13 protein-coding genes and 2 pseudogenes are annotated in these 15528 nt (G+C 67.4%); 10 read left to right on the forward strand and 5 right to left on the reverse strand.

What is annotated here, in order from left to right; genetic code table 11:
- Positions 1-513: 513 nt before the first annotated feature.
- The 3 genes from ACH4EW_RS26755 (at position 514) to ACH4EW_RS26765 (ending at position 5558) form a co-directional block, all read left to right on the forward strand.
- Complete coding sequence (locus ACH4EW_RS26755) at positions 514-1047, forward strand: hypothetical protein (RefSeq protein ID WP_398261096.1); 534 nt, start codon at positions 514-516, stop codon at positions 1045-1047.
- 43 nt (positions 1048-1090) lie between these two features.
- Positions 1091-3763: a Helicase associated domain protein gene (locus tag ACH4EW_RS26760; protein ID WP_398261098.1), complete on the forward strand. Its 2673-nt coding sequence runs from the start codon at positions 1091-1093 to the stop codon at positions 3761-3763.
- Positions 3764-4535: 772 nt separating this feature from the next.
- Positions 4536-5558, forward strand: a complete 1023-nt coding sequence (locus ACH4EW_RS26765) for a hypothetical protein (RefSeq protein WP_398261100.1) — start codon at positions 4536-4538, stop codon at positions 5556-5558.
- Between the two features lie 82 nt (positions 5559-5640).
- Here ACH4EW_RS26765 and ACH4EW_RS26770 read toward each other — a convergent pair whose 3' ends face one another.
- The 3 genes from ACH4EW_RS26770 to ACH4EW_RS26780 form a co-directional block, all read right to left on the reverse strand.
- Complete coding sequence (locus ACH4EW_RS26770) at positions 5641-5886, reverse strand: hypothetical protein (protein ID WP_398261102.1); 246 nt, start codon at positions 5884-5886, stop codon at positions 5641-5643.
- 374 nt (positions 5887-6260) lie between these two features.
- Positions 6261-6500 carry a hypothetical protein gene (locus ACH4EW_RS26775; protein WP_398261104.1) on the reverse strand — a complete coding sequence of 80 codons (240 nt, stop codon included), beginning with the start codon at positions 6498-6500 and terminating at the stop codon, positions 6261-6263.
- Positions 6501-7304: 804 nt separating this feature from the next.
- Positions 7305-7451 carry a hypothetical protein gene (locus tag ACH4EW_RS26780; protein ID WP_398261106.1) on the reverse strand — a complete coding sequence of 49 codons (147 nt, stop codon included), beginning with the start codon at positions 7449-7451 and terminating at the stop codon, positions 7305-7307.
- Between the two features lie 667 nt (positions 7452-8118).
- Here ACH4EW_RS26780 and ACH4EW_RS26785 point away from each other — a divergent pair.
- The 7 genes and pseudogenes from ACH4EW_RS26785 to ACH4EW_RS26815 all read left to right on the forward strand — a co-directional run bounded on the left by ACH4EW_RS26785 (position 8119) and on the right by ACH4EW_RS26815 (position 15036).
- Positions 8119-9634 (forward strand): annotated as a pseudogene (locus ACH4EW_RS26785) (Mu transposase C-terminal domain-containing protein).
- Positions 9634-10410, forward strand: a complete 777-nt coding sequence (locus ACH4EW_RS26790) for an AAA family ATPase (protein ID WP_398261108.1) — start codon at positions 9634-9636, stop codon at positions 10408-10410. Before ACH4EW_RS26785 ends, ACH4EW_RS26790 begins: the two are co-directional and overlap by 1 nt.
- Positions 10411-11127: 717 nt before the next feature.
- Positions 11128-11451, forward strand: coding sequence for a hypothetical protein (locus ACH4EW_RS26795; RefSeq protein ID WP_398261110.1), 324 nt, complete (start codon positions 11128-11130; stop codon positions 11449-11451).
- Between the two features lie 326 nt (positions 11452-11777).
- The gene (locus ACH4EW_RS26800) at positions 11778-12239 is read left to right on the forward strand and encodes a helicase-related protein (protein ID WP_398261112.1); all 462 of its coding nucleotides are present in this window, start codon (positions 11778-11780) and stop codon (positions 12237-12239) included.
- A complete protein-coding gene (locus ACH4EW_RS26805) occupies positions 12226-13320 on the forward strand; it encodes a helicase associated domain-containing protein (protein ID WP_398261114.1) in 1095 nt (364 codons plus the stop codon). The genes ACH4EW_RS26800 and ACH4EW_RS26805 overlap by 14 nt, the downstream gene beginning before the upstream one ends.
- A 510-nt stretch (positions 13321-13830) precedes the next feature.
- Positions 13831-14169 (forward strand): hypothetical protein, encoded by a 339-nt coding sequence (locus ACH4EW_RS26810; RefSeq protein ID WP_398261116.1) that lies wholly within the window; start codon positions 13831-13833, stop codon positions 14167-14169.
- 240 nt (positions 14170-14409) lie between these two features.
- A complete protein-coding gene (locus tag ACH4EW_RS26815; RefSeq protein ID WP_398261118.1) occupies positions 14410-15036 on the forward strand; it encodes a hypothetical protein in 627 nt (208 codons plus the stop codon).
- 123 nt (positions 15037-15159) lie between these two features.
- Here ACH4EW_RS26815 and ACH4EW_RS26820 read toward each other — a convergent pair whose 3' ends face one another.
- Both ACH4EW_RS26820 and tpg read right to left on the reverse strand, forming a co-directional pair.
- A complete protein-coding gene (locus ACH4EW_RS26820; protein ID WP_398261120.1) occupies positions 15160-15297 on the reverse strand; it encodes a hypothetical protein in 138 nt (45 codons plus the stop codon).
- Positions 15274-15454 (reverse strand): annotated as a pseudogene (gene tpg / locus ACH4EW_RS26825) (telomere-protecting terminal protein Tpg); the annotation flags it as partial. The gene ACH4EW_RS26820 and the pseudogene tpg, both read right to left, overlap by 24 nt.
- Between the last annotated feature and the right edge of the window lie 74 nt (positions 15455-15528).

The following is a 15528-nucleotide window of genomic DNA, read 5'->3' on the forward strand; positions in this document are numbered from 1 at the left end:
CCCGCGGAGCGGGTACCACATCGCTGCGCGATGTGCAAGCGAACCCCCCTGCTTCGCAGGGGGGTTGCCCAACTCCGGTGCTTCGCACTGGAGTTGGGATGCGGTGCGCTTCGCTCACCGCGCCGGCGGTGCCGGGCCAACTCCTTCCGCTCTGCTCCAGGAGTTGAGGGGGTCGGCCCGCGTTGCGGGCCGGGTGGGCCCCGCTACCGCGGGGTCTGAGTGGCGAGGTGTCAGGTGTCACTGACTAGGCTTAATTGACGGGTGCTTCGCACCCGTCTGAGGGTGAGTCCGCTGCGCTCCCCCACCCTGGGCCCTTCCGGCTGCGCCTCCAGGGTCTGAGGCCCGCTGTGCGGGCCGGGCTGGCTACGAGGGGTGAGGGTCGCTCGTTCGTGTGGGTTCCAGTGTAGCGGGTGCATCAAGTTGATGCACCATGTACTGTTGGCGGAAAGACGGGACACCTCCAGTCACCTGATGCGGGCCCAGGTGCTCACGCTTCCGGAAAAGGGAAAACGCATGTGGAGTTCTCAGGACGTGGCGCGGGATCAGGTCCGGCGTGAGGCGGATGGCCTGGACGTGCCCGCCGTTGCGGAAAAGGTCGCGGAGGCTGCTGTCCGTGAGCGGGAAACCGCGGATCAGTTGAGGGGAAACGGTTCCTTCTACGAGTTCGCGATGGACCGGGAGCGGTTGGCTGCCATCTGGCTGTCCAAACATGCTGAGTGGCGGCGCGTCAGGGACTTGATGGCTGTGGCCGGTTGGAGCGTGTACGAGCCGGAACAGGACGCGCAAGGCTCAGTGTGGGCTCGCGGGCGTGAGGAACGGTTTGCTGGTGCTCTTGCAGCACAGGCCGCCTTCGGGGAACGGCAGGAGGAGGAAGCGGATGAACTGCGAGCGGAGGTCTGGCTGTCCGTCGCGCCCAGTCGGCTGATCCGGGTGGTGGCCGGCCGGACGGGGCTGCTCCCCTCTCAGGTCCTGGCCCAGCTTGCCGAGCGGATCGTCGTGGCTGAGGACGGTACGGTCTCCGTCCCGCCCTTCACCCCGTCCCAGTGATTTCCGAAGCGAGTGGAAAAGAAGGCAGAGGAGGAGCGTGGAAATGCTGGGTATTCAGCTTCGGGAACACCAGGTAGCCCAGAAAGCAAGTTTCCGTAAGTGGGTGGGATTCCCTGCAAGATCATCTGTGCCCCCGCAGGGTGCCCGGGGCACGATCGTGTCAGCGACCGGCTCGGGCAAGACGATCACGGCCGCCGCGTGCGCGCTGGAGTGCTTCCCAGGCGGCCGGACCCTCGTCACCGTGCCCACCCTGGACCTGCTCGCGCAGACCGCCCAGGCGTGGCGCCTGGTGGGCCACCGGGCCCCGATGGTCGCGGTGTGCTCGCTGGAGAACGACCCGGTGCTCGACTCGCTGGGGGTACGCACCACCACCAACCCGATCCAGTTGGCCTTGTGGGCCGGGTCCGGGCCGGTCGTCGTGTTCGCTACGTACGCCTCCCTGGTAGACCGCGAGGACATCGACGCATCCGAGGTCCAGCGGAACGTTCGCGGGCCGCTGGAAGCCGCCCTGGCGGGCGGAGAGCGGCTGTACGGGCAGCAGATGAGCGGATTCGACCTCGCCATCGTGGACGAAGCCCACTCAACCGCAGGTGATCTTGGCAGGCCCTGGGCCGCGATCCACGACAACGCCCGCATCCCCGCCGACTTCCGGCTCTACCTGACCGCGACCCCGCGCATCCTCGCCTCGCCCCGGCCGCAGAAGGGCAAGGGCAGCCAGGAGCTAGAGCTCGCGTCGATGGGCCAGGACTCCGAGACGTACGGGCCGTGGCTGGCCGAACTGGGGCTCTCGGAGGCGATCGAGCGGGGCATCCTCGCCGGATTCGAGATCGACGTACTCGAGATCCGCGACCCCTCCCCCATGCTCGGGCTGTCGGAGGAGGCGCAGCGAGGCCGGCGCCTGGCCCTGTTGCAGACCGCACTTTTGGAGCACGCGGCGGCGTACAACCTGCGGACGGTCATGACGTTCCACCAGAAGGTGGAGGAGGCCGCCGCGTTCGCGGAGAAGCTGCCGCAGACCGCTGCCGAGATGTACGTCAACGACGCCTCAGACGAGGACCTGGCCGCCGCGGACAAGCTGCCGAAGTCCTCCATCGACGCGGAGTTCTACGAGCTGGAGGCCGGCCGCCACGTCCCGCCGGACCGGGTGTGGTCGGCGTGGCTGTGCGGCGACCACCTCGTGGCCGAACGCCGGGAGGTGCTCAGGCAGTTCGCCAACGGCATCGACGCGGACGGGCGCCGGGTGCACCGCGCCTTCCTCGCCTCGGTTCGCGTGCTCGGTGAGGGCGTGGACATCACCGGCGAGCGGGGAGTCGAAGCCGTCTGCTTCGCCGACACCCGCGGCTCCCAGGTGGAGATCGTCCAGAACATCGGCCGCGCACTCCGGCTCAACAAGGACGGCTCCACCAAGATCGCCAGGATCATCGTGCCGGTGTTCCTGGAGCCCGGCGAGGACCCGACGGACATGGTCGCCAGCGCCTCGTTCCGCCCCCTTGTAGCGGTCCTCCAGGGCCTCCGCAGTCATGATGAACGTCTGGTCGAGCAGCTCGCCTCCCGCGCGCTCACCAGCGGCAAGCGCAAGGTGCACGTCCGTCGTGACGAGAACGGGCAGATCGTCGGGGCCGGCGGCGAGGGCGACGGCGAGGACCAGGAGCAGGACGACACCCAGGCCGCCGCCGAAGCGGCGCTGCTGCACTTCTCCTCTCCGCGCGACGCGGCGACGATCGCGGCGTTCTTGCGCACCCGGGTCTACCGGCCGGAGTCGCTGGTGTGGCTGGAGGGCTACCAAGCCCTGCTGCTCTGGCGGGCGGAGAACGAGATCACCGGCGTCTACGCCGTGCCCTATGACGTTGAGGTCGAGGTCGGCGTCACGAAGGACTTCCCCCTCGGGCGGTGGGTGCACCAGCAGCGCAAGGCGCTGCGGGCGGGTGAGCTGGAGGAGCGGCGCAAGGTCCTCCTGGACGCGCCGGAGGCCGGGATGGTCTGGGAGCCGGGCGAAGAAGCCTGGGAGAACAAGCTCGCCGCGCTCCGCTCCTACCACCGGGCCACCGGACACCTCGCACCCCGACAGGACGCCGTCTGGGGCGAAGACGAAGCGATGGTGCCCATCGGGCAACACATGGCCAACCTCCGCAGGAAAGGGCAGAAGAACGGCCTGGGCAAGGACCCCGAGCGGGCCGCCGTACGCGCGGCGCAGCTCACCGCGATCGACCCCGACTGGAACTGCCCCTGGCCACTCGACTGGCAACGCCACTACCGCGTCCTCGCCGACCTCGCCGACGACGAACCAGGCGGCCACCTCCCCGACATCCAACCCGGCGTACTCATGGACCGCGACGACATCGGCAAGTGGCTGGAGCGGCAGGCCAGCAACTGGGCGCAGCTGAGCACCGAGCAGCAGGGGCGACTGTCCGGCTTGGGCGTGAAGCCCGCTGAGCGGCCCGCTGTGGCCCCGGCCAAGAAGAGCGCGGCTGGCGGTCCGGCCAAGGCGTCGGCGGCCTTCACACGGGGCGTGGCGGCCCTGGCGCAGTACATCGCGCGGGAGGGCGCGGGCAAGCCGGTACCCCGAGCGCACAGCGAAGAAATCGCGGTCGACGGCGAGGCCGAACCGGTGTCCGTACGGCTTGGCGTATTTCTGAGCAACACCAAGGCGAGGCGGGACAAGCTGACCGACCCGCAGCGCGCCGCGCTCGCGGAGCTGGGCATGGAATGGGCATAGAGGGCGAAATCGAAGGGGTGGAGACGGAGACGAGCTTCGCCCACACTGCTACTTCTTCCATTTGAGCGCCCCGGTGACCGTGCTTCAGAACTCCGCCGGCGGGGTCCTGGTGCTCACCGTCACTGGCCACACCGATGTCATCCCTGTTGCCGCCGGGCTCGGGGCCGCTGGCGTTGCCAGAGCCGCGCCAATCACGATCAACATCATCAGGAACACCAAGTAGCGCCGACGACTCCAGCCCCTCGGAGAATCCTTCTCCGAGGGGCTGCTCGGGCACACGGGGCGGGCGCTCTCCGTTCCGCTCTACGCCATGAGCTGGTTCAGTCCCATGGTGGTCGCGCCAGCGGCTCCAAGGGCGGCCAACGGGCCGCCGAGGGGGAGGACGGCGGCACCGGCTACAAAACCGGCAATGAGGATGATGGCCCATCGCTGGGGCAATGGCTCGGGGCCGTTCTGGTTGGTGTTGGGTTCCACTAGTCTCCTTGGTGAGGTCAGAACTGAGACGGCCCCGGGTTGCACCCCGGGGCCGTTCGCGTCAGCTGCGAACGGCGAGCCACCGAGACCTCTCTGACGAGGCCTCACCTCTATGATCCTGGGCGTGGAGGCCCAACTTCAGGGCATCGCTCAACGTTTTGATCCGCACTAAGTTATCTATATAACTATTGACTATCTAAATAGTGCGGATCAAAACGTTGGGAGTGAAACGTGGTGCGGGGGATGCGTGGCTGACGCAAGAGAATCGAACCAGCGGCGGCTGCGCCGACTGGAGCAGATGGACAAGATCCGTTCTGTCGAGGGGGCGAACAGGGCTCTGAAGGGCCTCTGGGCGGACGGGAGGAAGCCGGATTCCATCGTTCTGCGCAGCGCTTTGCTGGCGCCCCGTGGCGGTGGTGATGCCCCCTCCTTGCTGTCCCGGCTGGTTCTTCCCAAGGGGATTGCGCTGCGCTTCTATCTACTCGCGGTCTTCGAGGCTCAGTGCCGACTTGAGGCGGGGAAACAGTGGACGAATGTGCTGCCGTTGTCCGGTCGGGGGTCCTGGTCGGATCTCTTTGCTGCAGACGGCGCGTACGACGCCAAGTCGGCGACGTACATGCACTACACCGCCAACGGCAGGACGGCCGAGGACTTGCGCCTGCGGCAGGTTCAAGGGGCTCTGCGGACCCTGGAAGGGCTTGGCAGCAAGCAGTACGACCAGGCCCTGGTCGATGTCCCCCGGGGGAAGCGGGAACAGAGGCTGTACCAGTCGTTCCGGCTCATGAAGGAGTCCGGCCGCGGCGGCAACCAGAGCCCGGACACCTACGTGGTGCCCAAGGATCACTGGCGCGCTGGCGCAACGATCAAGATCCCGGCGCACTTCTTCCTGAATGGCTGGGCCCAGGTGCTCAATCCTTCAGAGGTCGCCACCTGGCTCGCGTTCAGGGTGCTCAGTAAGTGGGCCCCGGACAAGCATCTGACATCCGGTGTCTACGTCCACGGCGAGATGCGGACGGACACTTTCGGACTCCGCCGCGACGCCTGGGAGGACGGCTGTCAGCGGCTGCGCGACTTTGGGTTGATCCGCTTCGCCCGTGCCGTGGGCGAAGCGGAGGTCAGCCAGCCTCTGAGTGCCGATAACGGGGACGTGTGGGACTTCCTTGTGTCCTCCTCCCGGAAGCGGTACGAGCCGTATCGCTATCAGGTGACAGACCGAGGGCTTGAACAGGACGCCGTGAAGGTGTGCAGGAAGGAACTCATCCTTCGGCAGAAGCGGCTCGATCAGGCGGCGGCCAAGCGCCGTGGTGCTTCCACTGGATGAGGCGCGATGTCGGCTGACGACTGCACTCCGGCCTCGGTCACGCCTGCTGGGGGTCCGTGTGGTGAGTGCGGGTGCTGCCCGGCTACCTCAGCTTGCCGTCGAGGCCCCGTAGGACCGACCGGTTGAAGAACGGCTTCACGAACGGGTCGGTCCGCCGGTCGATGACCATGTCCGCGAAACGGGTCTCCCACTCGTTGGCAAAATGACCGTCCAGCGCGCCCCGGACCGCATCATGCAACGTCCGGGCGCCCTCCGCGGACAGGCTGGGGCACATCCGCATCACGGCGTTCACGTAGTCGTCCGGGCTTAGCTGCGGCACCGGAGTCATGCCCGCCCCGCCCAACGACCCGGCCGCGGCCCCGGCAACGGTCTGCGTCTCCAGAGCGCGAAGCCCTTCAGGCGGTGGCGAAGCAGGCCTGCATGGTGCGTGTGCGTCGGGCTCCTTACGTGAATCCGGTCGGCCGGTTCGAGAACACCCAGCCGAGGAGCGGCTGGTGCTCCGAACAGCACCCAGCGCGGCCGAGGCGCTACGCGCCCCTGCGGGCGCAGCACGGTGGGGGCCCAGCCGACCCCCGGCCCTCCCAGCGGCGGCCCACGGGCCGACGTGGCCTGTCCACGGCCGGCGCAGCGCCCGCCGGGATCCCCGAGGCCGCTGGGCGCCCAGCGTGCGCCCAGCCCTCCACCCGGCGGCCTGTCAGTCGCTCATGTTCTTGGCGGCACGGAAACGGCGTCTCCGGGTGTCGCCGGCGTCTGCGGATCTGTGCCCCCTCCGAGAAGGAGGACCAGTGCGGTGAGCACCGCGACCCCGCAGGTGATGGCGCCGACCAGATCGCCTTTGCTGGCCGGGCCGGGCGTGGCCTGGCTGTGCTTGTACACGAGGTACCCCACGACGCTGGCGACCACAAGGATCGCAGCTCCCACATCGGTGATGTGTACGGTCATAACGGGCCTCCCGGCTCAGGGGGCCTGTCCGTTTGACCGCCAGATCCGGCGGACAGGCCCCTTCCTGGGCCCAGCGCGGATGCGCGGGACCCTGCACCCCTTCAGTGGAGCCACAGGGCCTTGAACAGCAAAAAGGCCAGAACTCCCCTTAAGAGGGGCCTTCCGGCAGGGACCAACGGAAAGACATTGGCTGCCCGGCATAGGGTTAATCAAGTTGGGATCTACGGGAAGAAAGCCCACTAAAGCGGGCCCTCGGTAGGGGCATTTCTGCTGGTCAGACCCCTTAGCGGCGGGTTTCCGTTACCAAGAACAAAGCGTGAGTGAGATCACATTTCACCCAGCGGTCACCGCTGTCTGGCCGCAGTATCCGACCGTCAAGAACCGCAGGTCAGCGGCCTTTTGACGGTCAGTTCAGATCCTGGGCCTCATCCCCGCAGATAGGGAGGGGGCGCCTGGCGAGTCTCGGTGAACTCGCCAGGCGCGAGCAGGGGTTCGCCGCCGAGGAAGATGAGCGATACCTCGTGCGCACCGGTCTACGGCGTCTCGTACGGTCCCGTCCCTGGCGCAGTCTCTACTCAGCCTTCCGGAAGAGATGTCGGCGTCGATCTCGCACTGGTACGCATAGCCGATCTCGTCATCGGCGTGCGTCTGCTTCATCTGGTTGGTGGAGTCGTCGAACTTCACGTCGATGGACAAGGAGAAGGGCCCGTCACCATGACGGGCCCTTCTCCTTGTCCACGTCGCGGTCGGAGACGTACTTGATGTCCTCGGTGAACTCCACGATCCGCCCCCTCGCCGTGGGGGTTACTCCTTCAGGTACATGTACATCCCCACCCACACCGCGACCGCAAGGGTGAGTGCCGGCACCGCGCTCGGATGGATGTAGCCGATGTAGCAGGCGACCGCTGCCACCAGCACGGACAGAACGCCGCCCTGCTTCTCACTGGGCACTGACTGCTCCTTTTCGGGCGCACGGAACCACAGCCGGGCGCGTTGATGGGTCCAGACTCCGCAGATGAGCGGGCCAACGTCAGTCCAGTGAGTTACCTTCGTAGTGCGTCATGAGGCTCCGTTCTCTCGACAGGGATGGGCATCAGCTGTACGCGAACCGTGAGAGAGATCCGCCGCCAGGCCTGCCCGCCAAAGCAACGGCCTTGCAGTGGGTCTCTCTTCGTATTTCTCGACGGCAATGAGCTTACGTCTCCGAGGTGACAACCGACGGGCACTCCGCGACACGGTCGCGCGCCAGAAGGGCGAGGACGCCCGTCCGTCTTCCCCTGTACGACGCTGGTCCGTCCGGGTGAGCGAGCAGCCCATTGAATTCGGCAACCGCCCGGACGTTCGCCTTCACGTACTCGGGATTCCGGGCAGCGGTCATGCCGCCGATCCTCACATGCGCCGGGGAGCTTCCCGGCCGTACCGGATAGCGATAGTTGCTGTCAGCCGTACGCCGATACCGGTCAGCTGAATGCCGAACACCTGGCATACCTGGGGCCAGGGCGGCAGAGCGTGCCGTCGGTGCTCGTGGGAAGGGGCCATGATGCCGGAAAGGCGTGGCGGTGATCCTGAAGGCGGTCCGGCGGCCGTGTTCGAGTCCCGGTCGGGGCGGGCTGCGGCGATGCCCCGGCTGCTGGACCTCGACAGCCGCGGTGAGTTAAGAGCCGCGCATGTGCGCCTGGTGGCACAGGCGTTGGGGAAGTCGGAGCGGACGGTGTGGCGGTGGTTGGCCGCTGCCCGGGAGGATCATCGCCTCGCTCGGGTGGAGTCGTCCCATTTCACGGTCACCACGGAAGTTCGGCGGTTGCTGGCGCTGTGGGGCGGTAATGCCTCCCGGGTCCACGCCGAGCTGATGCAGCGGGCGGCCGAGGATGCGGACGCGCCTGTGGTGCCGTCGCTGTCGACGTTGCACCGGGCGATCCGCCGGGACCTGACCCGCGGCGAGCGGGCCGGGCTGAAGAGCGGGGAAGCCGCCCGGCGCGCGCATGACGTGTTCGGGCAACGGCCGGCCACGCACCGCAATGCGGCGTGGGAGGGCGACCACAAGCACGTGCCCGTCGAGGTGGACGTGGAAGGTGAGCTGGCCACGCCGTGGGTGACCTGGTTCATCGACTGCGCCACCAAGGCGATCACCGGGGTGGCGGTCACCGCGCACGCGCCGAGCCGGGACGCGGTGCTGGCGTCCCTGCGGATCGCGATCACCCGCAGCGAGCCGTTCGGCCCGGTGGGCGGGCTGCCCAGTCAGATCCGGGTCGACCGCGGCAAGGAGTTCTTGTGCGCGACGGTCACCACGGCGATGGGCGCGCTCGCCGTCCCCGTCACCGATCTCCCCGCCTACACCCCGCATCTGAAGGGAACGATCGAGGCGCTGAACGACGCGGTGGAAGAGATGTTCCTCGTCTCGCTCCCCCGCTACACCGGCCGCCAAAAACTCACCGGCGGCCGGCTCTGCGACCCCGAAGCCCCGCCCCTGACGTACGAGGCGTTCGTGGAGCTGCTGCTGGACTGGGTGACCTGGTGGAACACCCGCCACCAGCCGTCCGCGCTGAACGGGAAGACTCCTCTCCAGGCGTGGCAGGCCGACGCGACGCCGCTCACGGATGTGTCCGCGGGGCAGCTGGCGACGTTCGCTCTGGAGGACAACGGACGTACGTACACGATCAGTACCAGCGGGGTGCGGTGGCGCCGCCGCGACTACCTCGCCCCGTGGATGAACGGCCGGACCGGCACCAAGGTGTCGGTCCGGCACCTGCCCCACCACGACGACACCATCGAAGTCTTCGACGCCACGACCGGCCGCCATCTCGGTTCGGCGTTCCTGGCCGCCGCGGCGAGCCGTGAGCAGATCCGCTCCGTCCAGGCCGCGCGCACCGCGGCAGCCCGGCGGCTCAAGGCTGATCTGAAAGCCGCGGAGAAGCTGCGTCGCCGGCGCTTCGAAGCCTCCACCACCGCGGCCCCGCCCAGGCCTCTCACCTTCTTCGACCGCCACGCAGGCCGAAGAGGAGCTCGGTGCGGCGGCGCAGACGGACCGCCGTGCGCTGGCTCGTCCCGATTTCGTTCCGCACGGCCCAGCGCCCGACACCTGGGCCCGTCCGAGGCCACCGCGCATACCTACTCCTGATGAGGACCACAGCTGATGATCACTGATCTGGACTACGGGCTGCTGCCCAAGGAGAGCGAAGACCACTTCCTGGGCCTGGAGCAGGCGCAGTTGGTGGGCACCGACACGCTGCTGACCACCCGGGACAACATCGAGGCCGTCATCGAGGCCAAGGCCATGATGTGTGTCTACGGGCCGGCCGGATCGGGCAAGACAATGTCGGTGAACCCGGCGCTGCGTCACCTCGCCCCGGACATCACCCACCGCCTGGAACTGCGGGCCGGACCGACACCGAGGGACATCCGCCACGGTCTCTTCCAGGCGCTGGGACTGCCCGGTGAGCCACCGGCCCGCCCGATCGAGTTCGACACCCTCCTCAAGGAAGCACTCGCCGAGAAGTTCCGGGTCCTGGTCTGTGACGAGGCTCAGTGGATGAAGAAGACCGGGTTCGAGTTCTGGCGCCATTTGTGGGACGACAAACGCACCAACATCGCGGTGATCTTCGCCGGAGGCGACGGCTGCTACAAGGTCCTGCGCCGCGAGCCCATGCTGGCCTCCAGGATCTTCATCTGGCAGGAGTTCACCCGCATGTCCAAGGACGAAGTGAGGGAGACTATCCCTGCCTTCCACCCCGTCTGGGCAGACGTGGACACCGCGCTGATCGACGCGATCGACAAACAGGCCGCCCACGGCAGCTTCCGCAACTGGGCCAACATCACCACCCACATCCTCGCCGGGATGAAGAAACTGAACCTCAAGAAGGTCGACGAAGACCTCGTGCGCTGGGTCTACAGCAAAATCGGCGGCATGTAATGACGGCCGGCGGTCTCCCAGCCGTCACTGTCGTCATCGACAAGGACGACCACCCCGACTGGACGACCGCCGCTCACCGTGCGCACGACCCGGACCTGGGACGTCTGACCGTCGACCCCAGCCCCGCCAACGGCGCACCCGCCGCCCTCGCCCACGACCTCCTCTACGCCCTGGGCAAACGACTCCCCCCAAGGCGGCGAGACATACGGGACCTGGGCCGACTCCCAGCGCCCCGCCTGGGACGCGGTCGCCGCCTGGATACTCACCCACCACATCGGGCATCTCATCGTCTGCCGCACCGACCGCCTCACACACGCCCGCCAGAAACAACTGCTCGCCCTGCGCGAGCGCAGCAGTATCCGCCTCACCCTCCTCTGGCACCGGCCGGTCACCCCCGCCCTGAGGACGCTCCTCGAACAAACCCCACACCACATCATCGACACCCTCCCCCAAGCCCGGATCGCTCTGAGCCAGACGAGACACCCACCAACCGGCACGAGAAGCACCGGGCCGCAGCGGCCCCCACAACCGCCACCCCGCCAAGACGACGGGCACTGGATCACCCCTCAGACACCGCCCGCCGGCATGGTCATAGACCGTCCCGCACGTGCCCGGTGCCAAGACGCACCCGAACTCGCCTCCACGACAAGCGGAGCACCGCCCACGCGAGGACATCACCGCACACCAGCAGACGTCCTCGCCGCCCGACTGACCACGGTGGCGCACCCACTGCACGCGACAGCCCTGACCATCCACGCAGTCACCGGAACAGGCATCGGCCAGCTCGCGCTGATCCGCGGCATCGACATCAACGAAACGGCAACCGCCGTCAAAGTCCACGACCACGCAGCCCACCGCAAATGCCAGGTCTACCCTCTCCCCACCTGGACACGCCCCCTCATCACCGCAGCCGGCATCCACGGACAGCTCAAGGACCGCGCCCCGGACAGCCTGCTCTTCCCCCTCATCACGGCTCAGAACGGCGAACAACTCCGCCTCACCGCAACAAGCATCCGCTACAACCTGAAGCCCACACCGTAGAAGGCGACACCAGCGGCCCCCGTCCCCAACTGTCAACACCCAACCCCTGCCATCACAAGCCCTGACCAGCGACAACACATCTCACGCTATACCGACCGGCAACCAACCGACCCGCACCACCACCAAAAACGTCAGCACCAGACCAGCATCCCTGACAGAAACCGAATCACCCACAACAACCCACTGAACTGCACAGAGCCCGCTACCTACCCACTGACATCACAACGCCGAACCACCACCGACAAAAACCTGCGCATCATCACCGACACTCGGAGGAGGTCCGCGGACAGCGCCTCGGAGCCCTCCAGGCAGCGCTCCTGCACACCATGGCGCAGCACAACCTGTCGACCTGCATCACCTTCCACCACCGGACCATAGAGGCCGCGGCGTACGCGGAGGGCCTGGAGCGCGTGGCGGCGAAGCTGCACGCCAACGAGCCCGAGAAGTACCCGGCGAAGATCTGGGCGGACTGGCTGTGCGGTGAGCACGTCCCGGAGCGCCGGCGGGAGGTGCTGGGCGGCTTCGGTACGACGGCGCGGCGGGCGGTGCTTTCGAATTGTCGCGTTTTGGGGGAAGGCGTCGACATCAGAGCGGTGAATAGTGTCGCTCTTTTGGACCCCAAGGGCGCACCGCATGACATCGTTCAGGCCATCGACCGGGCTCTCCGTCAAAAGCCGGGAGAGGGAAAACTTGCCTCTTTGATCGTGCCGGTGTTCCTTCAGCCCGGTGAGAAGCCGGAAGACATGTTCACCTCGGGATCGTACCGGCCCTTTGGTGAAGGTCCTTGAAGGTCTGCGTGCTCACGATGAAGAGGCCATCGAGCTGCTGGCGATTCCGCAGGAGCCGCAGAAGGACGTCGCGCAGCCGTCCATCCATATCGGTCCGCCGCCCGAGGAAGGCGAGGACGAATCCCGTCTACTGCTGCGTTTTGCCGCTCCGCGTGATCCGGTGATGGTCGCGGACTGGGTGAGCTTCAACGTGATCGACACGGAGCGGCAGGACTGGGCGCGTGGCTGGGCGAAGCTGAAGGCGTACGTCGAGCGGGTCGGGAACGCGAGAGTGCCGTACGGACACCGGGAGGATGCGACACCCCTTGGTCAGTGGCTGGCAGAGCAGCGGCGGGCGTACGGGGCCGGGGAGATGAGCGGGCAGCGCGCGCAGCGGCTGGAACAGCTCGGCATGGTGTGGTCGGTCGCGGATGAGCGGTTCCAGGAGAACCTTCAGGCCGCGAAGGCGTACTACGAGGAGCACTGGACGCTCTGCGCGCCCCGGACCGCGACAGCGCTGGACCGGCCGATCGGGCAGTGGCTGTCCAACCTGCGCCGCCCCGGCACCCTGGATGACCGTCCGGAGTGGAAAGCCGCGCTGGAAGCGGTCGACGAGCACTGGAACCCGGCATGGCCGACCGACTGGCAACGCCACTACGCCGCGCTACGCAAGCTGGTACGCGACGAAGAAGGCCCGGCCGACGTCCTGCCCGGCGTCACTGTGCACGGGATGGACGTAGGGCGGTTTCTCGTAAAGAACCGTCAGCACACGGTCTGGCAGGGGCTGATGGACGGGCAGCGTGAGCTCCTCGAGGCGATCGGCGTCATGCCGCTGCCACCGGAACAGGAGAAGCTTGCCAAGGCTCCCAAGGCCGCTTCTGGCGCCTTCGAGCGGGGCGTTGCAGCCCTCGCACAGTACAAGGCCCGCACGGGCTCTCTGACAGTTTCCAGGGGGCACGTAGAAACGATCATGGTCGCCGGTCAGGAGCACGCTGTGAAACTCGGAGTGTTTCTCTCGAACACCAAGACCAGGCGCGCCAAACTCACCCCCGACAAGCTCCAACAACTCGCCGCCCTCGGACTCGACTGGGCAGCCGCGTAACGCTGTCAGACGGGACCCCGGGCGCGCTATGCGGCCCGGGGGTGGGGTGTACCGCCCCATGACAGCCGCGCCGACTGCCGATACCGCCCCAGTGACCCTGCCCATCCTCAGCACCCCACCAGAGGAAACACCCAGGCCTGACATGCCGTCACTGACACCCACCCACCGACACCAAACCGGCACATCGCACCAAGCCGAGAGGCCGCACGCAGCGATTCACCTGCTCCCATCGCTCGGCGGCGATGGCCCGCCTTTGTGCCTGGTCCAACGCCCTCCTGTGCAGCAGCCTCATGTCGCGGCCCGGGAGCAACCGACCTAATCTGTCAGGAGGGCTTTCCTGCCCAGGCGTGCTGGGCGTGGCCTGCGGGGGTATCGGCCCTGAGCCGCAGTCTCACAACTGGCCCGGCGACACAGCGCACAGATCGTCAGCACGGCTGCTGTCGGATGCCTCGGAGCGGCAGAAGCCGGATTTCCCCCGCGTGGGCAAGTCTCCCGATCAAGGAGGAAGCCATGCATACGAAGCGACTCCGAGTTCTCCTCGCAGCCCCGCTGGCTGCCACCGCACTTCTGCTCCCACTGACCACGAACGCGCAAGCTGTCGGAGCACAGCCTGTGCCAAAGGCAGCGACCGCCTACTCCGGCGCTCTGAGAGTCGCCCCATACGACCAGGGCTACAAGGACGGCTACCGGGATGGGCTGACGTACGCCCGCGACTGCATTCGCGGTGACTCCCGTGGACGGAGCGGCAAGCCCGGGGCTTCCGCCGAGTACAACCGCGGCTATGTCGCCGGCGTCATCGCCGCCTACCGCCACGTCCACCGGACCTACTGTGGATTCGGGCGCTCCTGACCGGTAGCGCTCCGTCTGCCGTTGGTCAGGAGCGCCGCCCAGTGGCCCCTGGTGGGGAGACCCCCACGCCGTTCCGGTGAAACGTGCCAGAACAAGTCACGGGCAGAGTGGAGTCCACCGGTTCCTATTCGGTCGGAGGGCGGCGGGCAGACGGCCTGCTCGCCGCCACCCACCGGATGCACCAAGCAGGTTGAGCACCAGGAGAACGACGCCCCGATCGTTCCCGAAGGGATCACTGCCATGGCCACACGCGAGCATTCTCACCGGGGCCGGCTCTTCCCTTGGCCGGCCTTCCACCGGCACCGTGATTCCGCCTCCACGTCCGACATGTCGGCACATGTCGACAGACCTACTGCGGGACGTCATGCTCTGGCATCCCTGCGCATTCTGACCGGATTCGTCTTCTTGTGGGCATTCCTGGACAAGACCTTCGGCCTCGGCTACGCCACGGCATCCGGAAAGGGCTGGATCGACGGCGGGTCGCCCACCAAGGGCTACCTCAGCCGCGTTGCGGCCGGACCGATGGAGTCGACGTTCCACTCGTGGGCTGGGGCCGGGTGGGCGGACTGGCTGTTCATGCTCGGTCTGCTCGGTGTCGGCGTTGCCGTCATGGCGGGCGTGGCGTTGCGCTTGGCCGCGTTGGCGGGTACCGCGATGCTGGCACTAATGTGGATCGCCGACTGGCCACCTGCCAGGCACCAGTCGGACGGTTCGCCGACCATGTCGACGAACCCGTTCGCCGACTACCACCTGATCTACGCGGTGGCGCTGATCGCGGTGGCGGCCGCGGGCGCGGGCGCGACCTGGGGCCTGGGCCGGCTGTGGGAGCGGCTGCCGTTCGTCCGTGATCACGCCTGGCTGCGCTGACCTGCATGGCGGGTCGGGCCTTGCCCGGCATCCTTGCCTCAGGCGAAAGGTGCTGCGGCCTGGGGCCGAAGACTGTCGGAGTCAATCGGTGACCTGGGCCGGTTGTCAGCCTGCCGATGGAATTCAGGGCGTGCTGCTGGCCAGCATGGTGCGCATCTGGGTGATCTGTGTCGTTTGTGTCGCGACGATCTCGTTGGCCATTTCCTTGGCCGGCCCGTAGGCGCCCTGTTGTTTCTCTGCGCCGTTCAGCGATGATGCCACGCATCTGCCGGTCGCTGACACCCTGATCGCGGGCATCGAACAGGCGCTGCGCGTACTCCGCGGGAAGGCGCACGGTGAGGCGGCGGAACCGGCCGTCGTCGGTCGTGCCGACCGGGGCTGTGTACCCGAACCGCGCCCGCGTCTCCACCGTCGTTGCCGTGGTTCGTGGTGCGCTGCTGCACCACGCTGTGGAGCCCCGAAGTACGGCGTCACCCGAGGCGAGGCCGGCGG

Source organism: Streptomyces sp. NPDC018000 (genome assembly GCF_044328025.1).
In the GTDB taxonomy this organism is placed as follows: domain Bacteria; phylum Actinomycetota; class Actinomycetes; order Streptomycetales; family Streptomycetaceae; genus Streptomyces.